Origin of the sequence: Leifsonia sp. CL147 (assembly GCF_900114565.1) — a bacterium.
In the GTDB taxonomy this organism is placed as follows: Bacteria; Actinomycetota; Actinomycetes; order Actinomycetales; family Microbacteriaceae; genus Leifsonia.
Genome location: NZ_FOTM01000017.1, coordinates 51,795 through 71,869, shown reverse-complemented (window position 1 = coordinate 71,869; position 20,075 = coordinate 51,795). Strand labels below are relative to the sequence as shown.

Below are 20,075 nucleotides of genomic sequence, written 5' to 3'. Positions count from 1 at the left end.
GACAGGTCCCGAGTGGATCGTATATCTTCCCGTACTCCCGCGCCACGCATGCTAATGTAGCTACGTAGCTACAACCACCCGGGAGGCGATATGGCGATCGTGACCGCACGTGCCTTCAATCAAGACGTGTCCGCCGCCAAGCGCAGCGCCGCGACTGAACCGCTGATCATCACCGATCGCGGCGAGCCCTCCTTCGTCCTGCTGACCTTCGCCGAGTACGAGCGGCTGACCGGGCCGCTGCGCAACGTGGTGGAACTGCTCCGACAGGATGAGCGGGGCGATTTCGATATGGAGTTCCCGCGCGCCACCATCGAGGCCAGGGAGCTCGACCTGTGAAGTGGCTGCTCGACACCATGGTGCTCGCGGCTACGCGTCGACCCGACCGAGCGGACCCGGGTGTCGTCTCGTGGCTGGAGGCTCAGAACCCCTACTCGCTGTATCTCTCGGCGATCACGGTGTTCGAGATCGAGCTCGGCGCCGCGCGCAGAGAACGCATCGACCCCGAACAGGGTGCCGACCTCCGGCGGTGGATCGACGACGTGTACATGATCTTCTCGGAGCGCATCCTCCCGGTCGACCACGAAGTGGCCGGAGTTGCTGCGGGGTACCACCTGCCCGATCCGCGGCCGGAGCGCGATGCCTTGATCGCGGCGACGGCCGAGGTCGGCAAACTGGCCGTGGTGACGCGCAATATCCGGGACTTCGAGACCTTCCATGTCCCGCTCTTCAGTCCCTGGGAGACGACGGCCGGCTCTCGGTCGGGAATGCGCCGCGCGTGAAGAGCAGCTCTCATCGCCCCATTGCGCCGAATGCGAAATCGTATATCATTGCCGGAATCGGAGCGCCGCTCCGTGACAATGTCGTCGCAACCCGGGAGAACCACCAACGATGAGCGCATCCACCTTCACGCCCACGGGCAGTATCCGTTCCCAGAGGGACCGCCGCCGAGTCGTCTTCGCAACCGTCATCGGCACCACCGTCGAGTGGTACGACTTCTTCATCTACGCCTCGGCCGCCGGACTGGTCTTCGGCCAGTTGTTCTTCGCTCCGGCCGGGCCGCAGGTCGCCACGCTGCTGTCGTTCCTGACGGTCGGCGTCAGCTTCCTGTTCCGCCCGCTCGGTGCTTTCCTCGCCGGTCACCTCGGCGACCGCTACGGCCGCCGGGTCGTCCTCGTGCTGACGCTCATCCTGATGGGCCTCGCCACGGCTCTGGTCGGGCTCCTGCCGACGTATGAGGCGATCGGTGTCGCGGCGCCCATCCTCCTCGTCCTCCTCCGGGTGCTTCAAGGAGTCTCCGCCGGCGGGGAATGGGGTGGGGCGGTCCTCATGGCCGTCGAGCACGCGCCGACCGCGAAGCGGGGCCTCTTCGGCGCCTCGCCGCAGATCGGAGTGCCGCTCGGGCTCCTGCTCGCATCCGGCGCCATGGCGGCGATGACGCTCATCGCGCCGGGCGACGCGTTTCTCGCGTGGGGATGGCGGGTGCCCTTCCTGCTCTCGGTCGTGCTCATCCTGATCGGGTACTGGGTGCGCCGCCGTGTCGAGGAGAGCCCGGTGTTCACGGAGCTCGCCGAGCGCAAGGAACGCACCCGCATGCCGATCGTCCAGGTGTTCCGCAGGCACGCGCTGCTCGTGGTCGTCGCCGCCTTCGTCTTCGCGGGGAACAACGCGGTCGGCTACATGACGACCGGCGGCTACATCCAGAACTACGCGACCAACCCGGACGGACCCCTGGGCCTCGAGCGCGGGCCGGTGCTGTGGGCGGTCGCCGGTTCCGCCGTCACCTGGCTGCTCGCCACCTGGTTCGCCGGGTGGGTGAGCGACCGCATCGGGCGCCGGACCACCTACATCGCCGGCTGGATCCTGCTGCTGGCAGGCGTGTTCGCGCTGTTCCCGTTGGTCAACGCCGGCACCGCGGGGATGCTGTTCCTCGGGCTCGCGATCCTCACCATCGGACTCGGCTTCACCTACGGGCCGCAGGCGGCGCTGTATGCGGAGCTGTTCCCTGCGTCCATCCGCTTCTCGGGTGTGTCGATCTCGTACGCGATCGGCGCCATCCTGGGCGGGGCGTTCGCTCCGACCATCGCGACGGCTCTCGTGCAGGCGACGGGCACGACGCTGTCGGTGACCTGGTACCTCGCGGGCATGACCGTGCTGGGACTGCTCGCGACACTCGTCCTGCGCGACCGCACGGGCATCCCGCTCGGGCCGGACCACGAAGCCGAGCAGGCGGCCTCCCCGATCCGGGGCCTCGCCGGGAGGCCGGCGGACGCCGATGCCCTGCGCGGCTGACCGTTCCGGCCGGGTCGGGCTCGGCCGGGTCGGGCTCGTCCGGGTCGGGCTCGGCCGGCTCGCGCTCGTCCGGTTCGGGCTCGGCCGGCTCGGGCTCAGCGGCTCGGGCTCGGCCGGCTCGCGCTCGTCCGGTTCGGGCTCGGCCGGCTCGGGCTCGGCCGGCTCGGGCTCGTCCGGGTCGGGCTCGGCCGGTTCGGGCTCGTCCGGGTCGGGCTCGGCCGGCTTGCGCTCGGCCGGGTCGGGCTCGGTCGGCTCGGGCTCAGCTCGTGAGGAAGCGGATGAGGTGCGGTGCGACGGCGTCGCCCGAGATGTCGTGCGTCTGACCGGCGACCAGCTCGAAGACACCGTCCTGGGCGCCGGAGGCGACTCCTTCGGCGCCCTTCCGCAGGAAGCCGGGGGACTGCTCGCCGGCGAGGCCCAGCACGGGCACCGTCACTGCCTGCAGCAGTTCGTCCGGGACACGGCTGTCGCCCATCGCGGCGTCGTCGTACGCGAGGGTCGGAGCGAGGGCGAGGGAGGCCTCCCAGGAGGGCGCGTTCCGCATCCCCTGGATGCCCTCCTCCGGAACTCCCACCCGGCGGAGGAACAGCTCGACAGCACCCGCGCGGTCGCCCGCCCCGAGTGCGGCCTGCAGGTCGCGGGTGTACGCCTCGGCCGACGACAGCATGGGGTCGGGCAGGAAGGGCGGCTCGTACACCGCGACGCGGGAGACCCGGTCGGGCCCGAGGCCGGCCGCAGCCGCCAGTGCGAGCGCGCCGCCCGACGACATCCCGAACAGGGCCGCGCGACCTACCGCGGCGTCGATCACCGCGCCGAGGTCTTCGATCTCCCGGGCGACAGCGTCGGCCCGGGCGGACGGATCGGCGAGGCGGTCGCTGCTCTCGCCCCGGCCACGCCGGTCGTACAGGACGACGGTGAGGCGGTCACGCAGTGCGGCGGCGATCGCCCGCATCGGACCTGCGTCGCGGAAGCACATCGCGCCGTCCACCAGGACCACCACCGGTCCCGACCCGTCGATCTCGTATGCGATGCTGCTGCCGTCGGACGAAGTGACCGTGCTCATGGCACGCCAGCGTACCCCCTCCCCGCCTCCCCGCCCGCCGCCCTTCCCCCGGCCGCCCATTCCCCTCGCCGAGGTGCTCGTTGTTGCAGCCGACACGCCGAGCGCCGGTGCAACTACGAGCACCTCGGCGCAGGGACGCGGCCCCCGGCGCCCGGACCCAGGCCCCGGCGCACGGACGCGGCCCCCGGCGCCCGGACGCAGGCCCCCACGAAGGACGCGACCTTTTCTCCGAGGTGCTCGTTGTTGCAGGCGACACGCCGAGCGCCGGTGCAACTACGAGCACTTCGGCGCAGGGACACGGGCCCCGGCAGGGACGCAGGCCCCGGCGCAGGGAGGCGGGCCCCCACGAAGGGTGCGAACGCTTCGCCGAAGGACGCGAACGCTTCGCCGAAGGACGCGAACGCTTCGCCGAAGGACGGACCTTTTCGCCGAAGGACGCGACCTTTTCGCCGAGGTGCTCGTTGTTGCAGCCGACACGCCGAGCGCCGGTGCAACTACGAGCACCTCGGCGCAGGGATGCGGACCCCGGCGCAGGGAGCCGGGCCCCCACGAAGGGTGCGAACGCTTCGCCGAAGGACGCGACCTTTTCGCCGAGGTGCTCGTTGTTGCAGGCGACACGCCGAGCGCCGGTGCAACTACGAGCACCTCGGCGAAGGGGCGTGAGCCCCCGCGCACGGGGGAGGGGCGTCCGCGCGCGTGACGTTAGCGCCCGGGGCGTCAGCGACCCTGGCGCCGGCGCACTCCGAACCCGATCAGCACACCGCCGCCGACGGCCACCAGGACCCCGGCGCCGCGGACAAGCCACTGCACGTCCCCGGTCGCTGCGTCCACGAGCAGGGGACCGCCCAGCCCGACCACGACGAGCGCGATCCCGAGGATGAAGAACCACGGCGATCCGTTCGTCCGCTCGACCATGTACCGAGCCTAGGGGAGGACGCAGAACATACAGCGGGATTGAAGTAGACGCCGGTAACGTTGAAGCCCGTATGCGCACCGAATCCCTCGACACCGCCGCTGTGCGGGCGGACTTCCCGATCCTCTCCCGGGAGGTGAACGGTCACGCCTTCGTCTACCTGGACTCTGGTGCGACCTCGCAGAAGCCGCGCCAGGTGCTCGACGCCGAGCGTGCGTTCGCCGAGCGGTACACCTCCGCCGTGCACCGCGGTGCCCACACCGTGGCGGGGGAGGCGACCGAGCTGTTCGAGGAGGCCCGCGCTCGGGTGGCCGGCTTCGTCGGTGCGCAGCCGGACGAGCTCGTCTGGACCTCCAATGCCACTGAGGGCATCAACCTCCTCGCGTACGGGATGTCGAACGCATCGCTGGGACGTGGTGGCGCCGCGGCGGAACGCTTCCGTCTCGGTCCGGGCGACGAACTCGTGGTGACGGAGGCGGAGCACCACGCCAACCTCATCCCCTGGCAAGAGCTCGCGGCGCGCACGGGCGCGACGCTCCGGGTGATCGGGCTCACCGACGACGGGCTGCTGCGCCTGGATGAGGCGGCCGAGCTGATCGGGCCGCGCACCCGGGTGGTCGCCTTCGCACACGTCTCCAATGTCCTGGGCGCGATCAATCCTGTCGCCGAGCTGGCCGCGCTGGCTCACGAGCAGGGCGCGCTCGTCGTGCTCGACGCCTGCCAGTCCGTCCCGCACCTGCCCGTGGACTTCCCGGCGCTCGACGTCGACTTCGCCGTGTTCTCGGGCCACAAGATGCTGGGTCCGACCGGCGTCGGCGCCCTCTACGGCCGCAGCGAACTGCTGAACGCGCTTCCGCCGTTCCTCACGGGCGGTTCCATGATCACGCAGGTGACCCTCGAAGGCGCCGAGTACCTCCCGGCGCCGCAGCGCTTCGAGGCGGGAACGCAGCGCGTGTCGCAGGCCGTCGCGCTGGCGGCCGCGGTCGACTATCTGGATGCCGTCGGCATGCCCGCGATCCAGGCGCATGAGGAGGCGCTCGGCGAGCGGCTCCTCGCCGGACTGGGCGAGCTCGAAGGGGTGCGCATCCTCGGGCCGGGTGCAGGCATCCCGCGCGTCGGCCTCGCCAGCGTCGTCGTCGAGGGCATCCACGCGCACGATGTCGGCCAGTTCCTGGACGATCGTGGCATCGCCGTCCGCGTCGGGCACCATTGCGCCCAACCCGTGCACCGCCGCTTCGGCGCAACGGCCAGCACGCGCATCAGCACGTATCTCTACAACACCGCAGACGAAGTGGATGCGGCGGTCGCCGCGATCGCGGACGCTCGCGTCTTCTTCGGCGTGGCCACGGGGGCCGCCCGATGAGCGACCTTCAGAACCTCTACCAGCAGGTCATCCTCGACCATGCGCGCGAGAAGCACGGCTATGGCATCGCGGGCGACGAGGCGGCGAGCTCCCACCAGTTCAACCCGACCTGCGGCGACGAAGTCACCGTCGGCGTGCGCACCTCGGCCGACGGCCGCATCCATTCGATCGGCTGGGAGGGCCACGGATGCTCGATCTCGACGGCCTCGGCCTCCCTGCTGAGCGACCTGGTGCACGACTCCGATCGTGCGCGGCTGGCGGACTCCATCGCCGCCTTCCGTGAGCTGATGCATTCGAAGGGTGCGCTGGAGGGAGACGAGGAGTTGCTCGGCGACGCCGTCGCGCTGGCCGGAGTCTCCAAGTACGTCACGCGGGTGAAGTGCGCGATGCTGCCGTGGGTGGCGCTGGAGGACGCGCTCCTCAAGTCCGCCTGAGGCCGCCCCTCCACCCTCGACCCTGCCCGACCCCTGCTGCTCCGCCCGCCCCTCCACCCGGTCCCGCCGCCTGCGCCCGGTCCCTCCGCCTGCCCGCCCCCTCCGCCCGGTCCCTCCGCCCGCCCCCTCCGCCCGGTCCCGGCGAGGCCTTCCCTCCGCCGAGGTGCTCGTTGTTGCAGCCGACACGCCGCACGCGCGTGCAACAACGAGCACTTCGGCGAAAGGGCACGCGCCCCTCGACGAAGCGCGCGAAGCGTGCGAGCGTTCGGACGGCCAGCCGCCCGGAGGCCCCAGCCGCACGGAGGCCCCGGCCGCCCGGCCGCACGGCCCCCGCGACAGGGCCGTCAGGGCACGGGGGCCAGGTCCACCTCGTCCGCTATCGCTTCGAGTGCGGACGGAAGCGACGGGAACGTCGTCCCGTACACCAGGCCCGATGGGCCTGCGGCCGTCCACGCCTCCCCGCCCTTGCTGACCCGCCCCACGAGGTAGCGCCGATGGCCGCCGCGCGCCTGCCGCTGCGCGAGCGGCAGCGTGAGCGGGAACGCGTAGACGTCGCCCTGCGGGCTGACGACCAGCTCCCAGCGGGCGCGGCCCGGGCTGAACTTGCTCGTGAAGATGCGGGACATGATCGATCGTTTCTACCGTGCCCGCACGTAGCGTTGCCAGGAACATGACGACCTGTTGCGAAAGCCTTCGCCGAGTTACGCACCGGATCCACCCTGACGCGTCGACCTAGGCTGGAGGGATGAGCCTGCCCCGCATCGACACGGTCGTCACCTATCCGGACGGCGACCTCACCTCCACCGGCGCCGTCGTCCACGTCGAGCCGCTCCCGGACGGACGCGCCGCCGTCCTCCTGGACCGGACGGCCTTTCATCCCGTCGACCCGGTGTGGCCGGATCAGCCGGCGGACGTCGGCACCCTGTTCGTCGACGGCCGGTCGTACGCCGTCGTGGACGCTGTCGTCGGCGCCACTGACGGCACCGTGCTGCACGTCGGCGATGCGCCGGTGCGCACCGGGACAGAGGGATGGGCGTTCGTCGTGTGCCACCTCGTGGAGGATGCCGGGGGGATCGAACCGGGCGCGGCGGCTGTCGTGCGGGTCGAGCCCGAGCGCAGGCGAGCGCTTTCGGCCGGTCACACGGCCTGCCACCTCGCCTCGCTCGCGCTGAACGAAGCGTTGTCCGGCCTGTGGACGAAGGATGTGCCTGTGGATGCACGAGGCCGTCCGAACTTCGACCAGCTGGCCATCGTGAGCTCCCGCATCCTCGAAGGCGGCTCGGTGGACGAGTACCGGATCGGCAAGAGCTTGCGGAAGAAGGGCTTCGCCGCAGCGGACCTCGCAGGGCTACGGGAGGAGGCGTCCGCCGCCGTCGACCGCACCCTCGCAGCGTGGATCGGTGGTGGCGCCGACGTCTCGATCGTCCGCGATCCCGGCGCTCTCGGCCTCGGCGACCGCCGTCGCTGGCGCGCTGAGTTGCCCGGCGGCGCGGTCGAGATCCCGTGCGGTGGGACGCACCTCCGGTCGCTGACCGAGCTGTCGGGCGCGGACGTCCGGCTCGAGCTCGCCGAGACGGAGGGTGCGCTCGCCCTCACGATGCGGACGACGGCCCACCTCGCCCGACCGGCAGCCCACCTCGCCTGAGCGACGGCCCACCTCGCCCGAGCGATCGCCCACCGGCTCCAGCCACGACCCTCAGTGCGGCAGGATCGACAGCGCGACGGCGATCACGCCGAGCGCGCCGGCGAGGCCCCACCCCGCGCGCACGAAGCGCGCCGTGTTCACCTCGCGCGCGATGGCGTCGAACCGCTCGAGGGTGCCCGGACGCGACTCCACGGCTCGCCACGTCGCCGGGTCGTCGAACAGCTGCGCGGCGCGCGCCACCGTGTCCGCATCCAGAGCGGCCGGCCGTCGCGACAACCAGCGGACGAGCGTCTCCGCCCGCAGCACTGTCGCGTGCGCCGGGTGCTGCCGGAAGCGCACCTCCTTGGCCCCGACCACCGCGATGACCGGATGCACGCGCGTCTTGATTCCGGTGCGCAGCAGCAGGCCGCGTACCCGGGATGCCTCGAGATCCGCGTTCCGCAGGTACGGCTGCTTCACGCCATTGACGAGAATCGACCGCTCGTACACCGTGAGCCGTGCTCCGCGGTGATGCTTCGTATTGACGACGAACACACCACCGGGACCGACGATGAGATGGTCGACATCCGCCTCCCCGGAGCCGACCGGAACCGCGTGGAAGGCGCTCCATCCACCCGGCAGGCGCGCCAGCGCTGCGCCGACCTCGCGCTCGCCCAATGCCCCCGCGAACCAGGGATGCGCTTCAGCGGGAAGCGGGTCGGCCCCGAACGCGCGGGCCAGCGCCGATCGGCCCGGGAACGCCTCCCGGAGCCGCACCACGTGCTCCATCACGGCTGCGCCGGGGGCGCGATCGCGCATCCGCTCTGAACTCACAAGCCCAAACGTATCGAGCGCGGTCACCCGCCCCCAGTCCCCGCCCGGGGACAGTTCTGCGCGCCTACCCCTGACCGGGTGACCCCTTCGTGCGGGGCAGGTCATCGTCCGACGGCACGCGCTCCGCGAGGGACTCGTTGCGCTCGCTGACCGTCTCCAGCCTGTCGGTGTTCGTCTCGCCGAGGTCGCTGACGGCATCCGCGAGCTCGTCCGCATCGCGCGGCTCGTCCGCATCGCGCGCATCCCGCGGCTGGTCCGCATCGCGCGGCTGGTCCGTGTCATCCGGCCGATCACTCATGCCCGGCACTGTACGCTTCCGGCCGGTCGCTCACGGCGCCGCGCGCATCCATCTGAGGCTTCACCGCTTCACCACCGGCGGGGACGCGCTAGCATGCGTCGCATGAGCCGCATCGAAACCGGAATCGTGTCTTACACCCTCTCCGGCGACTACTACGCGCGCGTCGGCGCCGACTTCGACACCGAAGCCGTCGACGACGCCATCCTGGCCGAGTTGAATGGGATGCTCCCGCGCGGCATCGTCGTCGAGCGGAGCGGGCGGGTGCTCGCCGACGAGGCCGTCGCCGACGAGGCCCGCTCGATCGACTGGGAGGCGCTGCTGCGGCGGATCGACGTGGACCAGATCCTCGCAGAGCACGGGCGCTGACGGCGGTCAGAGCTCCAGGGAGTCGCCCGGCTCCAGCGGGTAGTGCGTTCCGCCGTTCTGCTCGGTCGCCCATTTCAGTCGCGCGTTCGACATGTCCTTGCCTGCCCGCGAGAGCACCATCTCGTGAATGGGGATGCTCCGCTTGGGCTTGAGGGCGAGCACGTAGTCGATCACCTCCGCGATCTTCATCCAGGGCGCACCTGCCGGCGCCGCGAGCAGATCGACCTCCACGCCCTCCGGCTCGGCGAACGAATCGCCCGCGTAGTAGAGGGTGTCGTTCACGAGGACGCCGACATTGTCGACCACCGGGATGCTCGAGTGGATGACGGCGTGCTTCCCCCCGAAGAACCGGAGCGTGAAGGGTCCCGCCTCGACGGTGTCGCCGGGGTGCACGACCGTGACGTCGAAGCCGGATGCCGCCGCGGCGACACCCTCGGGCCCGTAGATCTTCGCCTCGGGCGACAGCTCGAGCACCCGGTTCAGCTGCTCGGGCGTCCAGTGATCGGGATGCTCGTGCGTGATGACCACAGCCACGGCGCCGGCCGTGTCGGTGAGCGGCGACGTGAAGGCGCCGGGGTCGATGAACAGCTTCGCGCCGCGCTCTTCGAGCTCCAGGCCGGAATGTTCGAACTTCGTGAGTCTCATGTTCTTAGGAAATACCGGATGGGATGAGAAGTGCAAGCTCGCGGTTGAGGAATATACCCCTACGGGGTACTGTTCCGATCGACATGGACGAGAAGAACACGCCGACAGCCCTCGGCCCGACCGTCTCGCACCACCAGCACCACGATCCTCATGCCGGGCACGATGCTCACGCGGGGCACGAGACGCACGAGGCGCACGCCGGCCACTCCGAACACGCCGGCCACGACCCGGCCGTCTTCCGCCGGAAGTTCTGGCTCACGCTGGTCCTCACCATTCCGGCACTGGTCTTCTCACCGGGACTCCAGGACATCCTCGGGTTGGCCGGTCCGAGGTTCCCCGGGAGCCAGTACATCCCCGCCGTGTTCGGCGTCGCGATCTTCTTCTCCGGCGGCCTCGTGTTCCTCCGCGGCGCCGTCGATGAGCTGCGTTCCAAGCAGCCCGGGATGATGACCCTCATCTCGCTGGCGATCGTGGTCGCGTTCGGCTACAGCGTCGCGGTGACGTTCGGCCTGCCCGGGATGGACTTCTGGTGGGAGCTCGCCACGCTCATCCTGATCATGCTGTTCGGTCACTGGATCGAGATGTCCGCCGTGATGGGGGCTCAGGATGCGCTGGGCGAGCTGGCCGAACTCCTGCCGGACACCGCCGAGAGGCTCCCGGACATTCACGCCGAGCCGCAGGCCGTGGCCGTCGCCGACCTGAGAGTGGGCGACCTGGTGCGCGTGCGTCCCGGCTCGGCGATTCCCGCCGATGGCGAGATCGTGGATGGGCGGAGCGAGCTCGACGAGTCGCTGCTGACCGGCGAGTCCCAGCCGGTGACACGCGGGCCGGGGGAGCAGGTGGTGGCCGGAAGCATCTCGGGCAGCGGGTCCCTCGTCGTCCGGGTCACCCGGACCGGAGACGATACCGCCCTGGCCGGCATCGTGAAGCTCGTCTCCGACGCTCAGGCGAGCAAGTCGGGCACGCAGGTGCTTGCCGACCGCGCCGCCGCGTGGCTGTTCTCTCTCGCGCTCGCCGTCGCCATCGTCACACTGATCGTGTGGCTGATCCTCCGTCCCGGCGATCCGGCGTTCATCCTCGAGCGTGTGGTGACCGTGCTGATCATCGCCTGCCCGCACGCGCTGGGGCTCGCCATCCCGCTGGTCGCCCAGATCTCCACATCGATCGGTGCCCGGAAGGGCCTGCTCATCCGCGACCGCCACGCGATGGAGGATGCACGGAACATCGACGTGGTCCTCTTCGACAAGACCGGCACGCTGACCGAAGGCCGCCAGGGGGTCGTTGCGGTAGTGGCGGAGGAGGGGGACGAGGATGCGCTCCTCGCCCTCGCCGCCGCCGTGGAGGCACCTGCTGAGCACCCCATCGGCGCAGCGATCGTCCGCGAGGCGCGACGGCGGGGACTCCCGGTCGGGCCGGTGCGCGACTTCGAAGCGCTCGGGGGACGCGGCGCATCCGCCGTCGTGGAGGGCGAACCGGTCACGGTCGGCGCTCCGCGACTGCTGGCCGAGCGTCGTCTGACGGCGGGCAGCACTGTCCGCGAGGCGGCCGATCGTGCTGCGGCGGCCGGCCAGACCGTCGTCCACGTGCTCCATGGAGACAAGGTGTCGGGCATGATCGCGCTGGCCGACGTCATCCGTCCGGAGTCGCGGGAGGCGGTCCGCACGTTGCGCGAGCGCGGCGTCCGCGTCGCCATGCTCACCGGAGACTCCCGCGCGGTGGCGGATGCGGTGGCCCGCGAGTTGGGCATCGACGAGGTGTTCGCGGAAGTGCTGCCGGGGGACAAGTCCGGCACCGTCGCACGGCTGCAGTCCGACGGCTCTCGGGTGGCGATGGTCGGGGACGGGGTCAACGACGCTCCGGCACTGGCGCAGGCGGACGTCGGCATCGCGATCGGCGCCGGGACGGACGTGGCCATCGAGTCCGCCGGCGTGGTTCTCGCTTCCAGCGACCCGCGGGGCGCTTCGGCGGTGATCGCGCTGTCGCGCGCCACCTACCGTAAAATGCTGCAGAACCTCGCCTGGGCCACGGGTTACAACGTGGTCGCGCTCCCTCTGGCGGCCGGAGTCGCGATCGGTCTCGGCCTCCTCGTGTCGCCGGCCGTCGGCGCTGTGCTGATGTCGGTCTCGACGGTCGTCGTGGCGGTCAACGCCCAGCTCCTGCGCCGGCTGCGCCTCTGACGCCGGCCCACCGCGCGCGTCTGCGGCGGCCGTCGTGTGTCATCATCGGCACTGTGACCGGAACTTCGCTGGCCGTGGTCGTCGCGGTCAACCCGATGGCGTCCTTCGGCCACCGCCGTGAGGTGGGCCCGCGCACGGTCGAACGCCTCCGCGAGGCCGGTCATCGTGTCGTGGTGATGGACGAGGCGAATCTCGAGCTGCTCCGGCGTGAGACCGCCCGGGCCTTGGACGCCGGCGCGGATGCACTCGTCGTCGTGGGTGGCGACGGGATGGCGAACCTCGGCATCGACCTCGTCGCAGGACGCCGGACCCCGCTCGGAATCGTGCCGAGCGGAACCGGGAACGACCTGGCCGACGGCCTGGGCATCCCCGTCCGCGACACGGAGGCGGCCATCGCCTTCCTGCTGGATGCCCTTCAGCGGGAACCGCGCACGATCGATGCGGGCACCATCCGTCACGGCGAACTCACGACCTGGTTCGGCTGCGTCGTCTCGGCCGGTTTCGATGCCACGGTGAACGAGCGCGCCAACCTGATGACGCGTCCCCGGGGACGCAGCCGCTACATCATCGCCCTGCTGCGCGAACTCGCGACGCTGGCGCCTCGCCCGTACCGCATCCACGCCGACGGCCGCCTGATCGAGGTGGATGCGATGCTCGTCTCGGTCGCCAACAACCGGTCGCTCGGCGGCGGCATGCGGATCGTGCCCGACGCCGACCTGGCCGACGGCCGCCTCGACCTCTTCATCGTCGAGCGGATGTCGCCGCTCCGTTTTCTCCGCATGTTCCCGAAGGTGTTCCGAGGCGAGCACACCAGCCTGCCCGAGGTCAGCATCCTGCCGGTGAGCAGCGTCCGCATCGAAGCGGAGGATGTCGTGGCCTACGCCGACGGAGAGCGGATCGGCCCGCTCCCGATCGAGGTCACGGTCGTTCCCGGGTCGCTGCGCGTGCTCGCCTGAGCGTGGGGCCTTCGCGTGCGCGGCTTCGCGCCGAAGGTCCACGACGACGCGCCCGGGAGGACGGCGCCGTTTTGGTAGCCTCGCCCCATCTGTGGCATGATTTTCTAGTTGCAAGAACGGCCCCATCGTTTAGCGGCCTAGGACGTCGCCCTCTCACGGCGGTAACGCGGGTTCAAATCCCGCTGGGGTCACATCAGCCCGCTTCCCTTGATTTTCAAGGGAAGCGGGCTTTTTTTTGCACGGTGCGACGCTATGCCTTCCACGCCATCGCTGTGGCCAGTCGTCGCAGGCCGTTCCCATCGTCGACGCTCAACGCAAGAGGTTCAGTGATCGCAGCGGAGTAGGCCATGTATAGCTTGTTGCGCTCCTTGCGTTCGAGCCCGTCCGCGACACGATCGGAGATTCGGATCATCGAGGAGAGCACGGCGAAATCCTGGATGTGCCGCAGACGCAACGGATCGTTGACGAGGCCATACGCGTACGCCTTGGCGATCAATGCACCTTGAAGCGTCGGACGGAAGATCCTCGCGTTTTGCCTCTCCAGCGAGACTTCGAATGGCTGGGCTCTGTGGAGCACATTCTGTGCTCCGGGAGTCTCTAGGGTTGTGCCGCCGCGTACGCCGACTCGTTTCGCCCGCTCGCCGATGCCTTCGGGGAGCAGGATGTCGATCTGGCCGTGGTCCTGGTTCACCCAGCGATGCTGGTGACCCTGCCAGTCTTGGCCATCCGGCTCGAATCCCGAGTCGACGAGCGCCCGAGTGAACTGCATCATGATGTCCGGATGCGCTCGGATGTCGAGCACCGCGTCACCATCGTCGGTGGGACGTACTGGCGCCACCTCGCGTTCCCAACACCACAGTTGGACCATCTGACCGCCGACCAGGCACCAGCCGCTCGGAACGCGACGCGCCACGGCGATGATCCCGTGCCACGATGCTTCCTGGCGCGGAGTCATGGCAGGTAGCTCTAGCGCGGCCATCGGACACCATCCAGAAGTTCAAGGGCGCGCCCGTCTTCGCGAGGCCGGCTCCAGTCGATCAGATCGGCGATGACGAACCCGAGGGCGATGGGTGCAGGGGGCAGTTGCTCGACCACATGGAGGCGGACGTTCGGTGCATCGGATTCGAGAAGGAGGTTGTCGCGAAGGAATCCCTCGAGTGCGAAGGCAGCGACGTATCCCTCGAACTCGCGAGCCGCAGAAAGGCCGGCCCGGCTGTCACTGATGCCGGATGCGATGACTCGTACGTCGGAGGATACCTCCGCAATGTCGGCAGGGTTGGCAGCCACATCCAACACGCGGAGTTGCCGCGAACGCAACCAAGAATGCAGGAGGCCCAGGGGAGACGCTTCGCTGTGAAGGCGTTCGACGTAGCGATAAAGGAAGTGGCGCTCCTGAGCATTGAGCTCGACGCTTTCATCGGACATCGCTCCGATCAGTAGGCGGGCCATCTTTGGACTCAGCGGCCGGCTGATTGCCGGCCGCTGATTGACTTCGACCCGGTCGATCGCCCACGAGTTGCCGATGCGCTTCGCCTTGACCTGCCCCGAGTTGATGAGGGCGAGCGCGCGCTGCCGCGATATCCCACGCGCCTCGGCATATTCGGACACACTCAATTGCATTGAACAACTATAGTCGAACGACAATAGAAGTTCAATGCGTTTTGTGCGGCGCGCCCGACGCCCGTACTTGAGCGACGCGGTTGTGAGTTGGGAACCTCGCTGAATCCGCTCGCGTCTGCCCCATGGAACGCGAAACGCTTGCCCAGGCAGGTTCACTTCCGGGCGAGCACGAAGCCCTGCCTGTGCTTCTCGGTTCTCCTAGGCGTGCGGGTAAGGGTGGTGTCGGTACTGAGCCCGGCTGCAGCCAGTGCCTCCACGACGAAGGGGGAGTCGTGAAGGAACGCCGTCAACTCGATCGGCTGCCCGTAGGGATTCTTGATCGTCCGTTCCCCTCTTCCTTCTTGGTAGCCGAGGAGGAGGACGCCCCCGGGCCGCAGCACGCGTCGGAATTCGGCGAAGATCGTCCTGAGCGCGTGCGGGGGAGTGTGGATGATGGAATACCAGGCGAGGACCCCGTCGAAGGTGCCGTCGGCGTAGGGGAGGGCGGCGAAGTCCGCCTGGACCAGATCCGCGTCGTGTTCGAGCTTCGTCGCTTCGGCGAGCATGTTGGCGGACAGGTCGGTTCCTGCGAGCGTCAGCGAGGCATCCTTGATTCGTAGATAGGTGAGCATGCGTCCGGTGCCGCAGCCAGCGTCCAAGACCGTTGATGCGTCAGGTAGTTGCGCGACAAAATGATCGATCATCGCCAGGTCGATTCCCGCTTCGAAACTGGTGTCCGGCAAGCTCCCCGCGTAGGCCGAGGCCGCGGCGTCGTATCCGGCACGGGTCTGTGCCGTGAGTCGATCATCCATTAGTTCAGGGTAGATACCGATGGAGCCGGTGGATGGAGCGCTCGCCAGTGTCGCGGTTCGGCTTCGCCGAGTCCGACCGGCCGCTGTGGTCCGGCAGAGGATCCCCGCGGGGACTGCGCGGCGTGGAGGCTAGCGCGACCCGATCTGCGAGCCGGCCAGCGAATACCCGCCGTTCGGGTTGCGTGACGGCTCCGGCTCGTCAAAACGCGCATTCGGCTTGCCGGGGAGGCTTTCCGCCGAGAGGCGCAAACGGTGTGCGACGACGTTCATACCCCACCCCCTGATCCACACGCTACCGGCGCGGCATCCGGGCAGCAAGCCTCGACGCCGTCGCGATCGCGGAACGCTGGAATACTCCGCACTCCACCGGCGCCCGAACGACCTGTCCGGTACGATGGTGTGAACGAAGGGGAGTATCCCGGACGGTTCCGCAGGCAGGTTGCTGCAGGGGCCGGCGCTGTGCACGTCATCACGGTCCGCGAAGCAGTGGGCCCGGGCGCAGTGGCACCGAGAGGTGCGGGAGAGACTTTCGGCGATGTCCGACGCCCTTCGAAAGGTCCCTCGTGGAAACTGTTCTGCCCCTCTGGTTCGAGGTCGGCTCCCTGATCGTTCTGCTGCTGATCCTCGCGGCCGACCTGCTGATCATCTTCAAGCGGCCCCATATCCCGGGTCCGCGCGAATCGGCCCTGTGGGTGAGCTTCTACGTCGCGCTGGCGCTCGTGTTCGCGCTCCTGATGCTCCTGATCGGGGATGCGGAGCACGCCGGGCAGTTCCTCGCCGGCTGGCTGACCGAGTACAGCCTGAGCATCGACAACCTGTTCGTGTTCGTCATCATCATGGCCAGGTTCGCGGTGCCCCGGAAGTACCAGCAGGAAGTGCTGATGGTGGGCATCGTCCTGGCGCTGGTGTTCCGCGGTGTCTTCATCGTCCTCGGCGCCGGCCTCATCGCGAGCTTCAGCTGGATCTTCTACCTCTTCGGCGCCTTCCTGCTGTGGACCGCGTTCAACCAGGCCTTCCTCTCCCACGACGACGAGGGTGAAGAGGACTCCTGGTTCGTCCGGTTCGCACGCCGGCATCTGAAGGTCTCGGACCAGTACGAGGGCAACAAGCTGCGCACGACGGTGGCCGGCCGGCGGATGTTCACGCCGCTCGTCATCGTCTTCCTGGCCCTCGGGACAACGGACGTGCTGTTCGCGCTGGACTCCATCCCGGCGATCTTCGGGATCACCCAGAGCCCGTTCATCGTCTTCACGGCGAACGTCTTCGCGCTGATGGGCCTGCGCCAGTTGTACTTCCTCCTCGGCCACCTCCTCGACAAGCTCGTGTACCTCAAGTACGGGATCGCGTTCATCCTCGCGTTCATCGGGGTGAAGCTCGTGTTCCATGCGATGCACGAGAACCAGCTGCCGTTCCTCAACGGCGGGAACCACATCGAGTGGGCGCCGGACATCAGCACGTGGACATCCCTCATCGTCATCGTCGGCTCGATGCTCGTCGCCACCGTTGCCAGTCTGGTGAGGCTGAGGATGAGCGGCTCCAGCGTCGCCGAGGCCATCGCCGCGGACGATGCGGAAACCGCCCCGGCCGAGGAGCCCACCGAGAACCGTGCGCCATAGGATGGTCCGACACAGGCGCGCTGAGCTGCGCCGCCGGAGCAGGAGGATCACCGCACATGAGCTCTCGCGTCGGGGTGACCGTCTGCAGCGACACGGGTGCGGTACGCCAGGTGAACGAGGACAGCGCTCTCGCCGAGGACCCGGTCTTCGTCGTGGCCGACGGAATGGGCGGCCACGCGCGCGGCGACCTGGCCAGCAGGACCGCCGTGGAGAGCCTCGCCCGCACGCTCCAGCCGGGCAGCCGTCCGACTCCCGACGAGGTGATCCGTGCGATCGACGAGGCCAACGCGGCGGTGCGCGCGCTGTCCGGGGCCGACGAGTCCGGCCCGGCCGTCGCTGGCACGACCCTGACCGGAATCGTCCGCGTCCGGGTTCCCGAACTGGCGGCGGAGCAGTGGATGGTCGTCAACGTCGGCGACTCGCGGGTCTACTCCTGGGACGGCGAACGCCTCCGCCAGCTGACGGTCGATCATTCGGCCGTCCAGGAACTGCTCGATGCCGGGCTCATCACCGAGGTGCAGGCCGCCATCCATCCGGAGCGGAACGTCATCACGCGCGCGCTCGGCGCCGAGGACTTCGTCGATGCCGACGTCGAGCTGATCGCCGAGGAGGGCCGGCAGGTCTTCCTGATCTGCTCGGACGGGCTCACGCGCGAACTGAGCGATCGCCGGATCGCGGAGGTCCTCGCGGCGGGCCACCCGGACCCGGCGGCGGCCCTCGTCGACGCGGCGAACGAGGCGGGCGGACATGACAACATCACGGTGATCCTGGTCGAATCCGTCACCGAGGAGACGCCGAGGGCGTGAGCCGGTGGCTGCCACGCCGGCCGCGCAACCGGAGGGACCCTCGGCGCCGGATGGTACTCTGGGTGTGTGTACGCGGGTCTTCTCCTCCTTAGCCGCCGCGGCGAGTCCTAGTCATCAGGCCACCCTCGCCGCGGAGTCCGTCGACGGCTGATCCGTTCACACGCTAAGGAGTTCGTAAGAGAATGAGCACCCCCACCGGGCCGCTGACGCTGGCCGAGAAAGTCTGGAACGACCATCTGGTCGCAAAGGGCGAAGATGGTTCGCCCGACCTCATCTACATCGATCTGCACCTCGTCCATGAGGTGACGAGTCCGCAGGCCTTCGATGGTCTGCGAATGGCAGGCCGCCCGGTCCGCCGTCCCGATCTCACGATCGCGACCGAGGACCACAACACGCCGACGATCGGCATCGACCGGCCGATCGCCGACCTGACCAGTCGGACGCAGATCGAGACGCTGCGCCGGAACGCCGAGGAGTTCGGCATCCGCCTGCACTCGCTCGGAGACATCGAACAGGGCATCGTGCACGTCGTGGGCCCGCAGCTGGGCCTGACGATGCCGGGCATCACCGTGGTGTGCGGCGACTCGCACACGTCGACGCACGGCGCGTTCGGCGCGATGGCCTTCGGGATCGGCACCAGCGAGGTGGAGCACGTGCTCGCCACGCAGACGCTCCCGCTGAAGCCGTTCAAGACCATGGCGATCACCGTCGAGGGCGACCTGCGCCCGGGTGTGACGGCCAAGGACATCATCCTCGCCGTCATCGCCAAGATCGGGACCGGCGGCGGGCAGGGCTACGTCCTGGAGTACCGCGGAAGCGCCATCCGCGCGCTCTCCATGGAGGGCCGGATGACGATCTGCAACATGTCCATCGAGGCCGGCGCCCGCGCCGGCATGGTCGCGCCCGACGAGACGACGTTCGCCTACCTGAATGGCCGCCCGCACGCGCCGCACGGCGACGACTGGGATGAGGCGGTCGCGTACTGGAAGACGCTGCAGACGGACGACGACGCCGTCTTCGACGCGGAGGTGTACCTCGACGCCGCCGAGATCGAGCCGTTCGTCACCTGGGGGACCAATCCCGGCCAGGGCGTCTCGCTCAGCCAGGCGGTGCCCGACCCCGCCACGATCGCCGACCCGAACGCCCGCGCTGCCGCCGAGCGAGCGCTGGAGTACATGGACCTCGAGCCGGGCACGCCGATGAAGAGCATCCCGGTGGATGCGGTCTTCATGGGCTCCTGCACCAACAGCCGCATCGAAGACCTGCGGGCGTTCGCCTCCATCATCAAGGGGCGCACGAAGGCCGACGGCGTGCGCGTCATGGTCGTCCCGGGCTCCGCCCGCGTGCGCATCGAGGCCGAGGCCGAGGGGATCGACAAGATCGTCGAAGAGTTCGGTGCGGAGTGGCGGTTCGCCGGGTGCTCGATGTGCCTGGGCATGAACCCCGACCAGCTCGCTCCGGGGGAGCGCTGCGCCTCCACCTCCAACCGCAACTTCGAGGGCCGCCAGGGCAAGGGCGGCCGCACCCACCTGGTGTCGCCCCTGGTCGCTGCGGCGACGGCGATCCGCGGGACGCTGTCGAGCCCGTGGGACCTGGAGCACGAAGGCGATGACACGCCGCAGGATGGCGGCACGCTGAACGCTATCGGAGAGAAGGTGCGCGCCTGATGGAGAAGTTCGAGACAGTCACCGGCACGGCGGTCCCCTTCCGCCGTTCCAACGTGGACACCGACCAGATCATCCCCGCGGTGTTCCTCAAGCGCGTCACGAAGACGGGCTTCGAGGATGCGCTGTTCCACGCTTGGCGCCAGGACCCCGATTTCATCCTCAACCGCCCGGAGTACCAGGGTGCGACGGTGCTCGTGGCCGGCTCCGATTTCGGGACGGGTTCGTCTCGCGAACACGCTGTGTGGGCGCTCCGGGACTTCGGGTTCCGGGTGGTGCTGAGCCCGCGCTTCGCCGACATCTTCCGCGGGAATGCGGGGAAGCAGGGCCTTCTCACCGGGATCATCTCGGAGGAGGACGCCGAGCGCCTGTGGGAGGCGATCGAGGCGCAGCCGGGAATATCCGCCACCGTGGATCTGGTTGCCAAGACTGCGAGCGTGGGTGCAGTGACGGTGTCTTTCGAGATCGACGACTACACTCGCTGGCGTTTGCTCGAAGGGTTGGATGACATCGCTCTGACCCTGCGCGACGAGGCGCGCATCTCCGAATACGAATCGGGCCGCGCGAGCTGGCGGCCCATGACCCTCCCGGTGAAACTTTGAATTCTCTTCTTCAG

Annotated in this window: 23 protein-coding genes and 1 tRNA gene; 14 read left to right on the top strand and 10 right to left on the bottom strand. The window is 69.2% G+C overall.

Features of this window, described 5'->3' with window-relative positions; genetic code table 11:
- Positions 1 to 90 precede the first annotated feature (90 nt).
- From BM287_RS14055 to BM287_RS14045, 3 genes are all read left to right on the top strand, one after another.
- Positions 91 to 336, top strand: a complete 246-nt coding sequence (locus BM287_RS14055; RefSeq protein ID WP_090041646.1) for a type II toxin-antitoxin system Phd/YefM family antitoxin — start codon at positions 91 to 93, stop codon at positions 334 to 336.
- Complete coding sequence (locus BM287_RS14050) at positions 333 to 779, top strand: type II toxin-antitoxin system VapC family toxin (RefSeq protein ID WP_211772987.1); 447 nt, start codon at positions 333 to 335, stop codon at positions 777 to 779. Before BM287_RS14055 ends, BM287_RS14050 begins: the two co-directional genes overlap by 4 nt.
- A gap of 109 nt (positions 780 to 888) precedes the next feature.
- Entirely contained in the window at positions 889 to 2,289 is a 1,401-nt protein-coding gene (locus tag BM287_RS14045; protein ID WP_090041645.1) for an MFS transporter, read from the top strand.
- A gap of 259 nt (positions 2,290 to 2,548) precedes the next feature.
- Here the strand turns inward: BM287_RS14045 and BM287_RS14040 are convergent, their stop codons facing one another.
- Complete coding sequence (locus BM287_RS14040; protein WP_090041643.1) at positions 2,549 to 3,352, bottom strand: alpha/beta fold hydrolase; 804 nt, start codon at positions 3,350 to 3,352, stop codon at positions 2,549 to 2,551.
- 717 nt (positions 3,353 to 4,069) lie between these two features.
- Positions 4,070 to 4,267 (bottom strand): hypothetical protein, encoded by a 198-nt coding sequence (locus BM287_RS14035; RefSeq protein WP_090041641.1) that lies wholly within the window; start codon positions 4,265 to 4,267, stop codon positions 4,070 to 4,072.
- A gap of 71 nt (positions 4,268 to 4,338) precedes the next feature.
- On the opposite strand from BM287_RS14035, the gene BM287_RS14030 reads away from it, so the two are divergent.
- Together BM287_RS14030 and sufU are read left to right on the top strand one after the other, a co-directional pair.
- A complete protein-coding gene (locus tag BM287_RS14030) occupies positions 4,339 to 5,628 on the top strand; it encodes a SufS family cysteine desulfurase (protein WP_090041639.1) in 1,290 nt (429 codons plus the stop codon).
- Positions 5,625 to 6,062, top strand: a complete 438-nt coding sequence (gene sufU, locus BM287_RS14025) for a Fe-S cluster assembly sulfur transfer protein SufU (RefSeq protein ID WP_090041637.1) — start codon at positions 5,625 to 5,627, stop codon at positions 6,060 to 6,062. The genes BM287_RS14030 and sufU overlap by 4 nt, the downstream gene beginning before the upstream one ends.
- Positions 6,063 to 6,406: 344 nt before the next feature.
- Here sufU and BM287_RS14020 read toward each other — a convergent pair whose 3' ends face one another.
- Positions 6,407 to 6,688: a hypothetical protein gene (locus BM287_RS14020; protein WP_090041635.1), complete on the bottom strand. Its 282-nt coding sequence runs from the start codon at positions 6,686 to 6,688 to the stop codon at positions 6,407 to 6,409.
- Between the two features lie 119 nt (positions 6,689 to 6,807).
- On the opposite strand from BM287_RS14020, the gene BM287_RS14015 reads away from it, so the two are divergent.
- Positions 6,808 to 7,707, top strand: a complete 900-nt coding sequence (locus tag BM287_RS14015) for an alanyl-tRNA editing protein (protein WP_090041632.1) — start codon at positions 6,808 to 6,810, stop codon at positions 7,705 to 7,707.
- Positions 7,708 to 7,758: 51 nt separating this feature from the next.
- On the opposite strand, the gene BM287_RS14010 is transcribed toward BM287_RS14015, so the two are convergent.
- Together BM287_RS14010 and BM287_RS14005 are read right to left on the bottom strand one after the other, a co-directional pair.
- On the bottom strand, positions 7,759 to 8,520 hold the full coding sequence (locus BM287_RS14010; protein WP_244528302.1) for a nuclease-related domain-containing protein: 762 nt from the start codon (positions 8,518 to 8,520) through the stop codon (positions 7,759 to 7,761).
- 64 nt (positions 8,521 to 8,584) lie between these two features.
- Positions 8,585 to 8,818, bottom strand: a complete 234-nt coding sequence (locus BM287_RS14005; RefSeq protein WP_090041628.1) for a hypothetical protein — start codon at positions 8,816 to 8,818, stop codon at positions 8,585 to 8,587.
- A 102-nt stretch (positions 8,819 to 8,920) separates the two neighbouring features.
- On the opposite strand from BM287_RS14005, the gene BM287_RS14000 reads away from it, so the two are divergent.
- Entirely contained in the window at positions 8,921 to 9,184 is a 264-nt protein-coding gene (locus tag BM287_RS14000) for a hypothetical protein (protein WP_244528300.1), read from the top strand.
- Positions 9,185 to 9,190: 6 nt separating this feature from the next.
- Here the strand turns inward: BM287_RS14000 and BM287_RS13995 are convergent, their stop codons facing one another.
- The gene (locus BM287_RS13995) at positions 9,191 to 9,829 is read right to left on the bottom strand and encodes an MBL fold metallo-hydrolase (RefSeq protein ID WP_090041624.1); all 639 of its coding nucleotides are present in this window, start codon (positions 9,827 to 9,829) and stop codon (positions 9,191 to 9,193) included.
- Positions 9,830 to 9,912: 83 nt separating this feature from the next.
- On the opposite strand from BM287_RS13995, the gene BM287_RS13990 reads away from it, so the two are divergent.
- The 3 genes from BM287_RS13990 to BM287_RS13980 all read left to right on the top strand — a co-directional run bounded on the left by BM287_RS13990 (position 9,913) and on the right by BM287_RS13980 (position 13,153).
- Positions 9,913 to 12,006, top strand: coding sequence for a heavy metal translocating P-type ATPase (locus BM287_RS13990; RefSeq protein WP_090041622.1), 2,094 nt, complete (start codon positions 9,913 to 9,915; stop codon positions 12,004 to 12,006).
- Between the two features lie 53 nt (positions 12,007 to 12,059).
- Positions 12,060 to 12,962, top strand: a complete 903-nt coding sequence (locus BM287_RS13985) for a YegS/Rv2252/BmrU family lipid kinase (protein ID WP_244528298.1) — start codon at positions 12,060 to 12,062, stop codon at positions 12,960 to 12,962.
- Positions 12,963 to 13,080: 118 nt separating this feature from the next.
- Positions 13,081 to 13,153: transfer RNA gene (locus BM287_RS13980), tRNA-Glu, on the top strand.
- A 59-nt stretch (positions 13,154 to 13,212) separates the two neighbouring features.
- Here the strand turns inward: BM287_RS13980 and BM287_RS13975 are convergent.
- From BM287_RS13975 to BM287_RS17875, 4 genes are all read right to left on the bottom strand, one after another.
- Positions 13,213 to 13,917 (bottom strand): hypothetical protein, encoded by a 705-nt coding sequence (locus BM287_RS13975; protein WP_139230696.1) that lies wholly within the window; start codon positions 13,915 to 13,917, stop codon positions 13,213 to 13,215.
- 11 nt (positions 13,918 to 13,928) lie between these two features.
- On the bottom strand, positions 13,929 to 14,582 hold the full coding sequence (locus BM287_RS13970) for a helix-turn-helix domain-containing protein (protein WP_139230695.1): 654 nt from the start codon (positions 14,580 to 14,582) through the stop codon (positions 13,929 to 13,931).
- A gap of 152 nt (positions 14,583 to 14,734) precedes the next feature.
- Positions 14,735 to 15,373 carry a class I SAM-dependent DNA methyltransferase gene (locus tag BM287_RS13965; protein ID WP_090041616.1) on the bottom strand — a complete coding sequence of 213 codons (639 nt, stop codon included), beginning with the start codon at positions 15,371 to 15,373 and terminating at the stop codon, positions 14,735 to 14,737.
- 129 nt (positions 15,374 to 15,502) lie between these two features.
- Complete coding sequence (locus BM287_RS17875) at positions 15,503 to 15,643, bottom strand: hypothetical protein (RefSeq protein ID WP_170857561.1); 141 nt, start codon at positions 15,641 to 15,643, stop codon at positions 15,503 to 15,505.
- A gap of 293 nt (positions 15,644 to 15,936) precedes the next feature.
- On the opposite strand from BM287_RS17875, the gene BM287_RS13960 reads away from it, so the two are divergent.
- From BM287_RS13960 to leuD, 4 genes are all read left to right on the top strand, one after another.
- On the top strand, positions 15,937 to 16,989 hold the full coding sequence (locus tag BM287_RS13960) for a TerC family protein (protein ID WP_090041615.1): 1,053 nt from the start codon (positions 15,937 to 15,939) through the stop codon (positions 16,987 to 16,989).
- Between the two features lie 56 nt (positions 16,990 to 17,045).
- Entirely contained in the window at positions 17,046 to 17,795 is a 750-nt protein-coding gene (locus BM287_RS13955; RefSeq protein ID WP_090041614.1) for a PP2C family protein-serine/threonine phosphatase, read from the top strand.
- A gap of 182 nt (positions 17,796 to 17,977) precedes the next feature.
- Complete coding sequence (gene leuC / locus BM287_RS13950; protein ID WP_090041613.1) at positions 17,978 to 19,462, top strand: 3-isopropylmalate dehydratase large subunit; 1,485 nt, start codon at positions 17,978 to 17,980, stop codon at positions 19,460 to 19,462.
- Positions 19,462 to 20,061, top strand: coding sequence for a 3-isopropylmalate dehydratase small subunit (gene leuD / locus BM287_RS13945; RefSeq protein WP_090041611.1), 600 nt, complete (start codon positions 19,462 to 19,464; stop codon positions 20,059 to 20,061). Before leuC ends, leuD begins: the two co-directional genes overlap by 1 nt.
- The last annotated feature ends 14 nt before the right edge of the window (positions 20,062 to 20,075 follow it).

Bases quoted from the DNA above. Each gene is read 5' to 3' on its own strand.
- BM287_RS14035 (WP_090041641.1), bottom strand. From the start codon at position 4,267: ATGGTCGAGCGGACGAACGGATCGCCGTGGTTCTTCATCCTCGGGATC.
- BM287_RS13965 (WP_090041616.1), bottom strand. From the start codon at position 15,373: ATGGATGATCGACTCACGGCACAGACCCGTGCCGGATACGACGCCGCG.
- BM287_RS13955 (WP_090041614.1), top strand. From the start codon at position 17,046: ATGAGCTCTCGCGTCGGGGTGACCGTCTGCAGCGACACGGGTGCGGTA.
- BM287_RS14000 (WP_244528300.1), top strand. From the start codon at position 8,921: ATGAGCCGCATCGAAACCGGAATCGTGTCTTACACCCTCTCCGGCGAC.
- BM287_RS14030 (WP_090041639.1), top strand. From the start codon at position 4,339: ATGCGCACCGAATCCCTCGACACCGCCGCTGTGCGGGCGGACTTCCCG.
- leuD (WP_090041611.1), top strand. From the start codon at position 19,462: ATGGAGAAGTTCGAGACAGTCACCGGCACGGCGGTCCCCTTCCGCCGT.
- BM287_RS14045 (WP_090041645.1), top strand. From the start codon at position 889: ATGAGCGCATCCACCTTCACGCCCACGGGCAGTATCCGTTCCCAGAGG.
- BM287_RS14005 (WP_090041628.1), bottom strand. From the start codon at position 8,818: ATGAGTGATCGGCCGGATGACACGGACCAGCCGCGCGATGCGGACCAG.
- BM287_RS13970 (WP_139230695.1), bottom strand. From the start codon at position 14,582: ATGCAATTGAGTGTGTCCGAATATGCCGAGGCGCGTGGGATATCGCGG.
- BM287_RS14020 (WP_090041635.1), bottom strand. From the start codon at position 6,688: ATGTCCCGCATCTTCACGAGCAAGTTCAGCCCGGGCCGCGCCCGCTGG.
- BM287_RS13975 (WP_139230696.1), bottom strand. From the start codon at position 13,917: ATGACTCCGCGCCAGGAAGCATCGTGGCACGGGATCATCGCCGTGGCG.
- sufU (WP_090041637.1), top strand. From the start codon at position 5,625: ATGAGCGACCTTCAGAACCTCTACCAGCAGGTCATCCTCGACCATGCG.
- leuC (WP_090041613.1), top strand. From the start codon at position 17,978: ATGAGCACCCCCACCGGGCCGCTGACGCTGGCCGAGAAAGTCTGGAAC.
- BM287_RS14055 (WP_090041646.1), top strand. From the start codon at position 91: ATGGCGATCGTGACCGCACGTGCCTTCAATCAAGACGTGTCCGCCGCC.
- BM287_RS14040 (WP_090041643.1), bottom strand. From the start codon at position 3,352: ATGAGCACGGTCACTTCGTCCGACGGCAGCAGCATCGCATACGAGATC.
- BM287_RS14015 (WP_090041632.1), top strand. From the start codon at position 6,808: ATGAGCCTGCCCCGCATCGACACGGTCGTCACCTATCCGGACGGCGAC.
- BM287_RS17875 (WP_170857561.1), bottom strand. From the start codon at position 15,643: ATGAACGTCGTCGCACACCGTTTGCGCCTCTCGGCGGAAAGCCTCCCC.
- BM287_RS13990 (WP_090041622.1), top strand. From the start codon at position 9,913: ATGGACGAGAAGAACACGCCGACAGCCCTCGGCCCGACCGTCTCGCAC.
- BM287_RS13995 (WP_090041624.1), bottom strand. From the start codon at position 9,829: ATGAGACTCACGAAGTTCGAACATTCCGGCCTGGAGCTCGAAGAGCGC.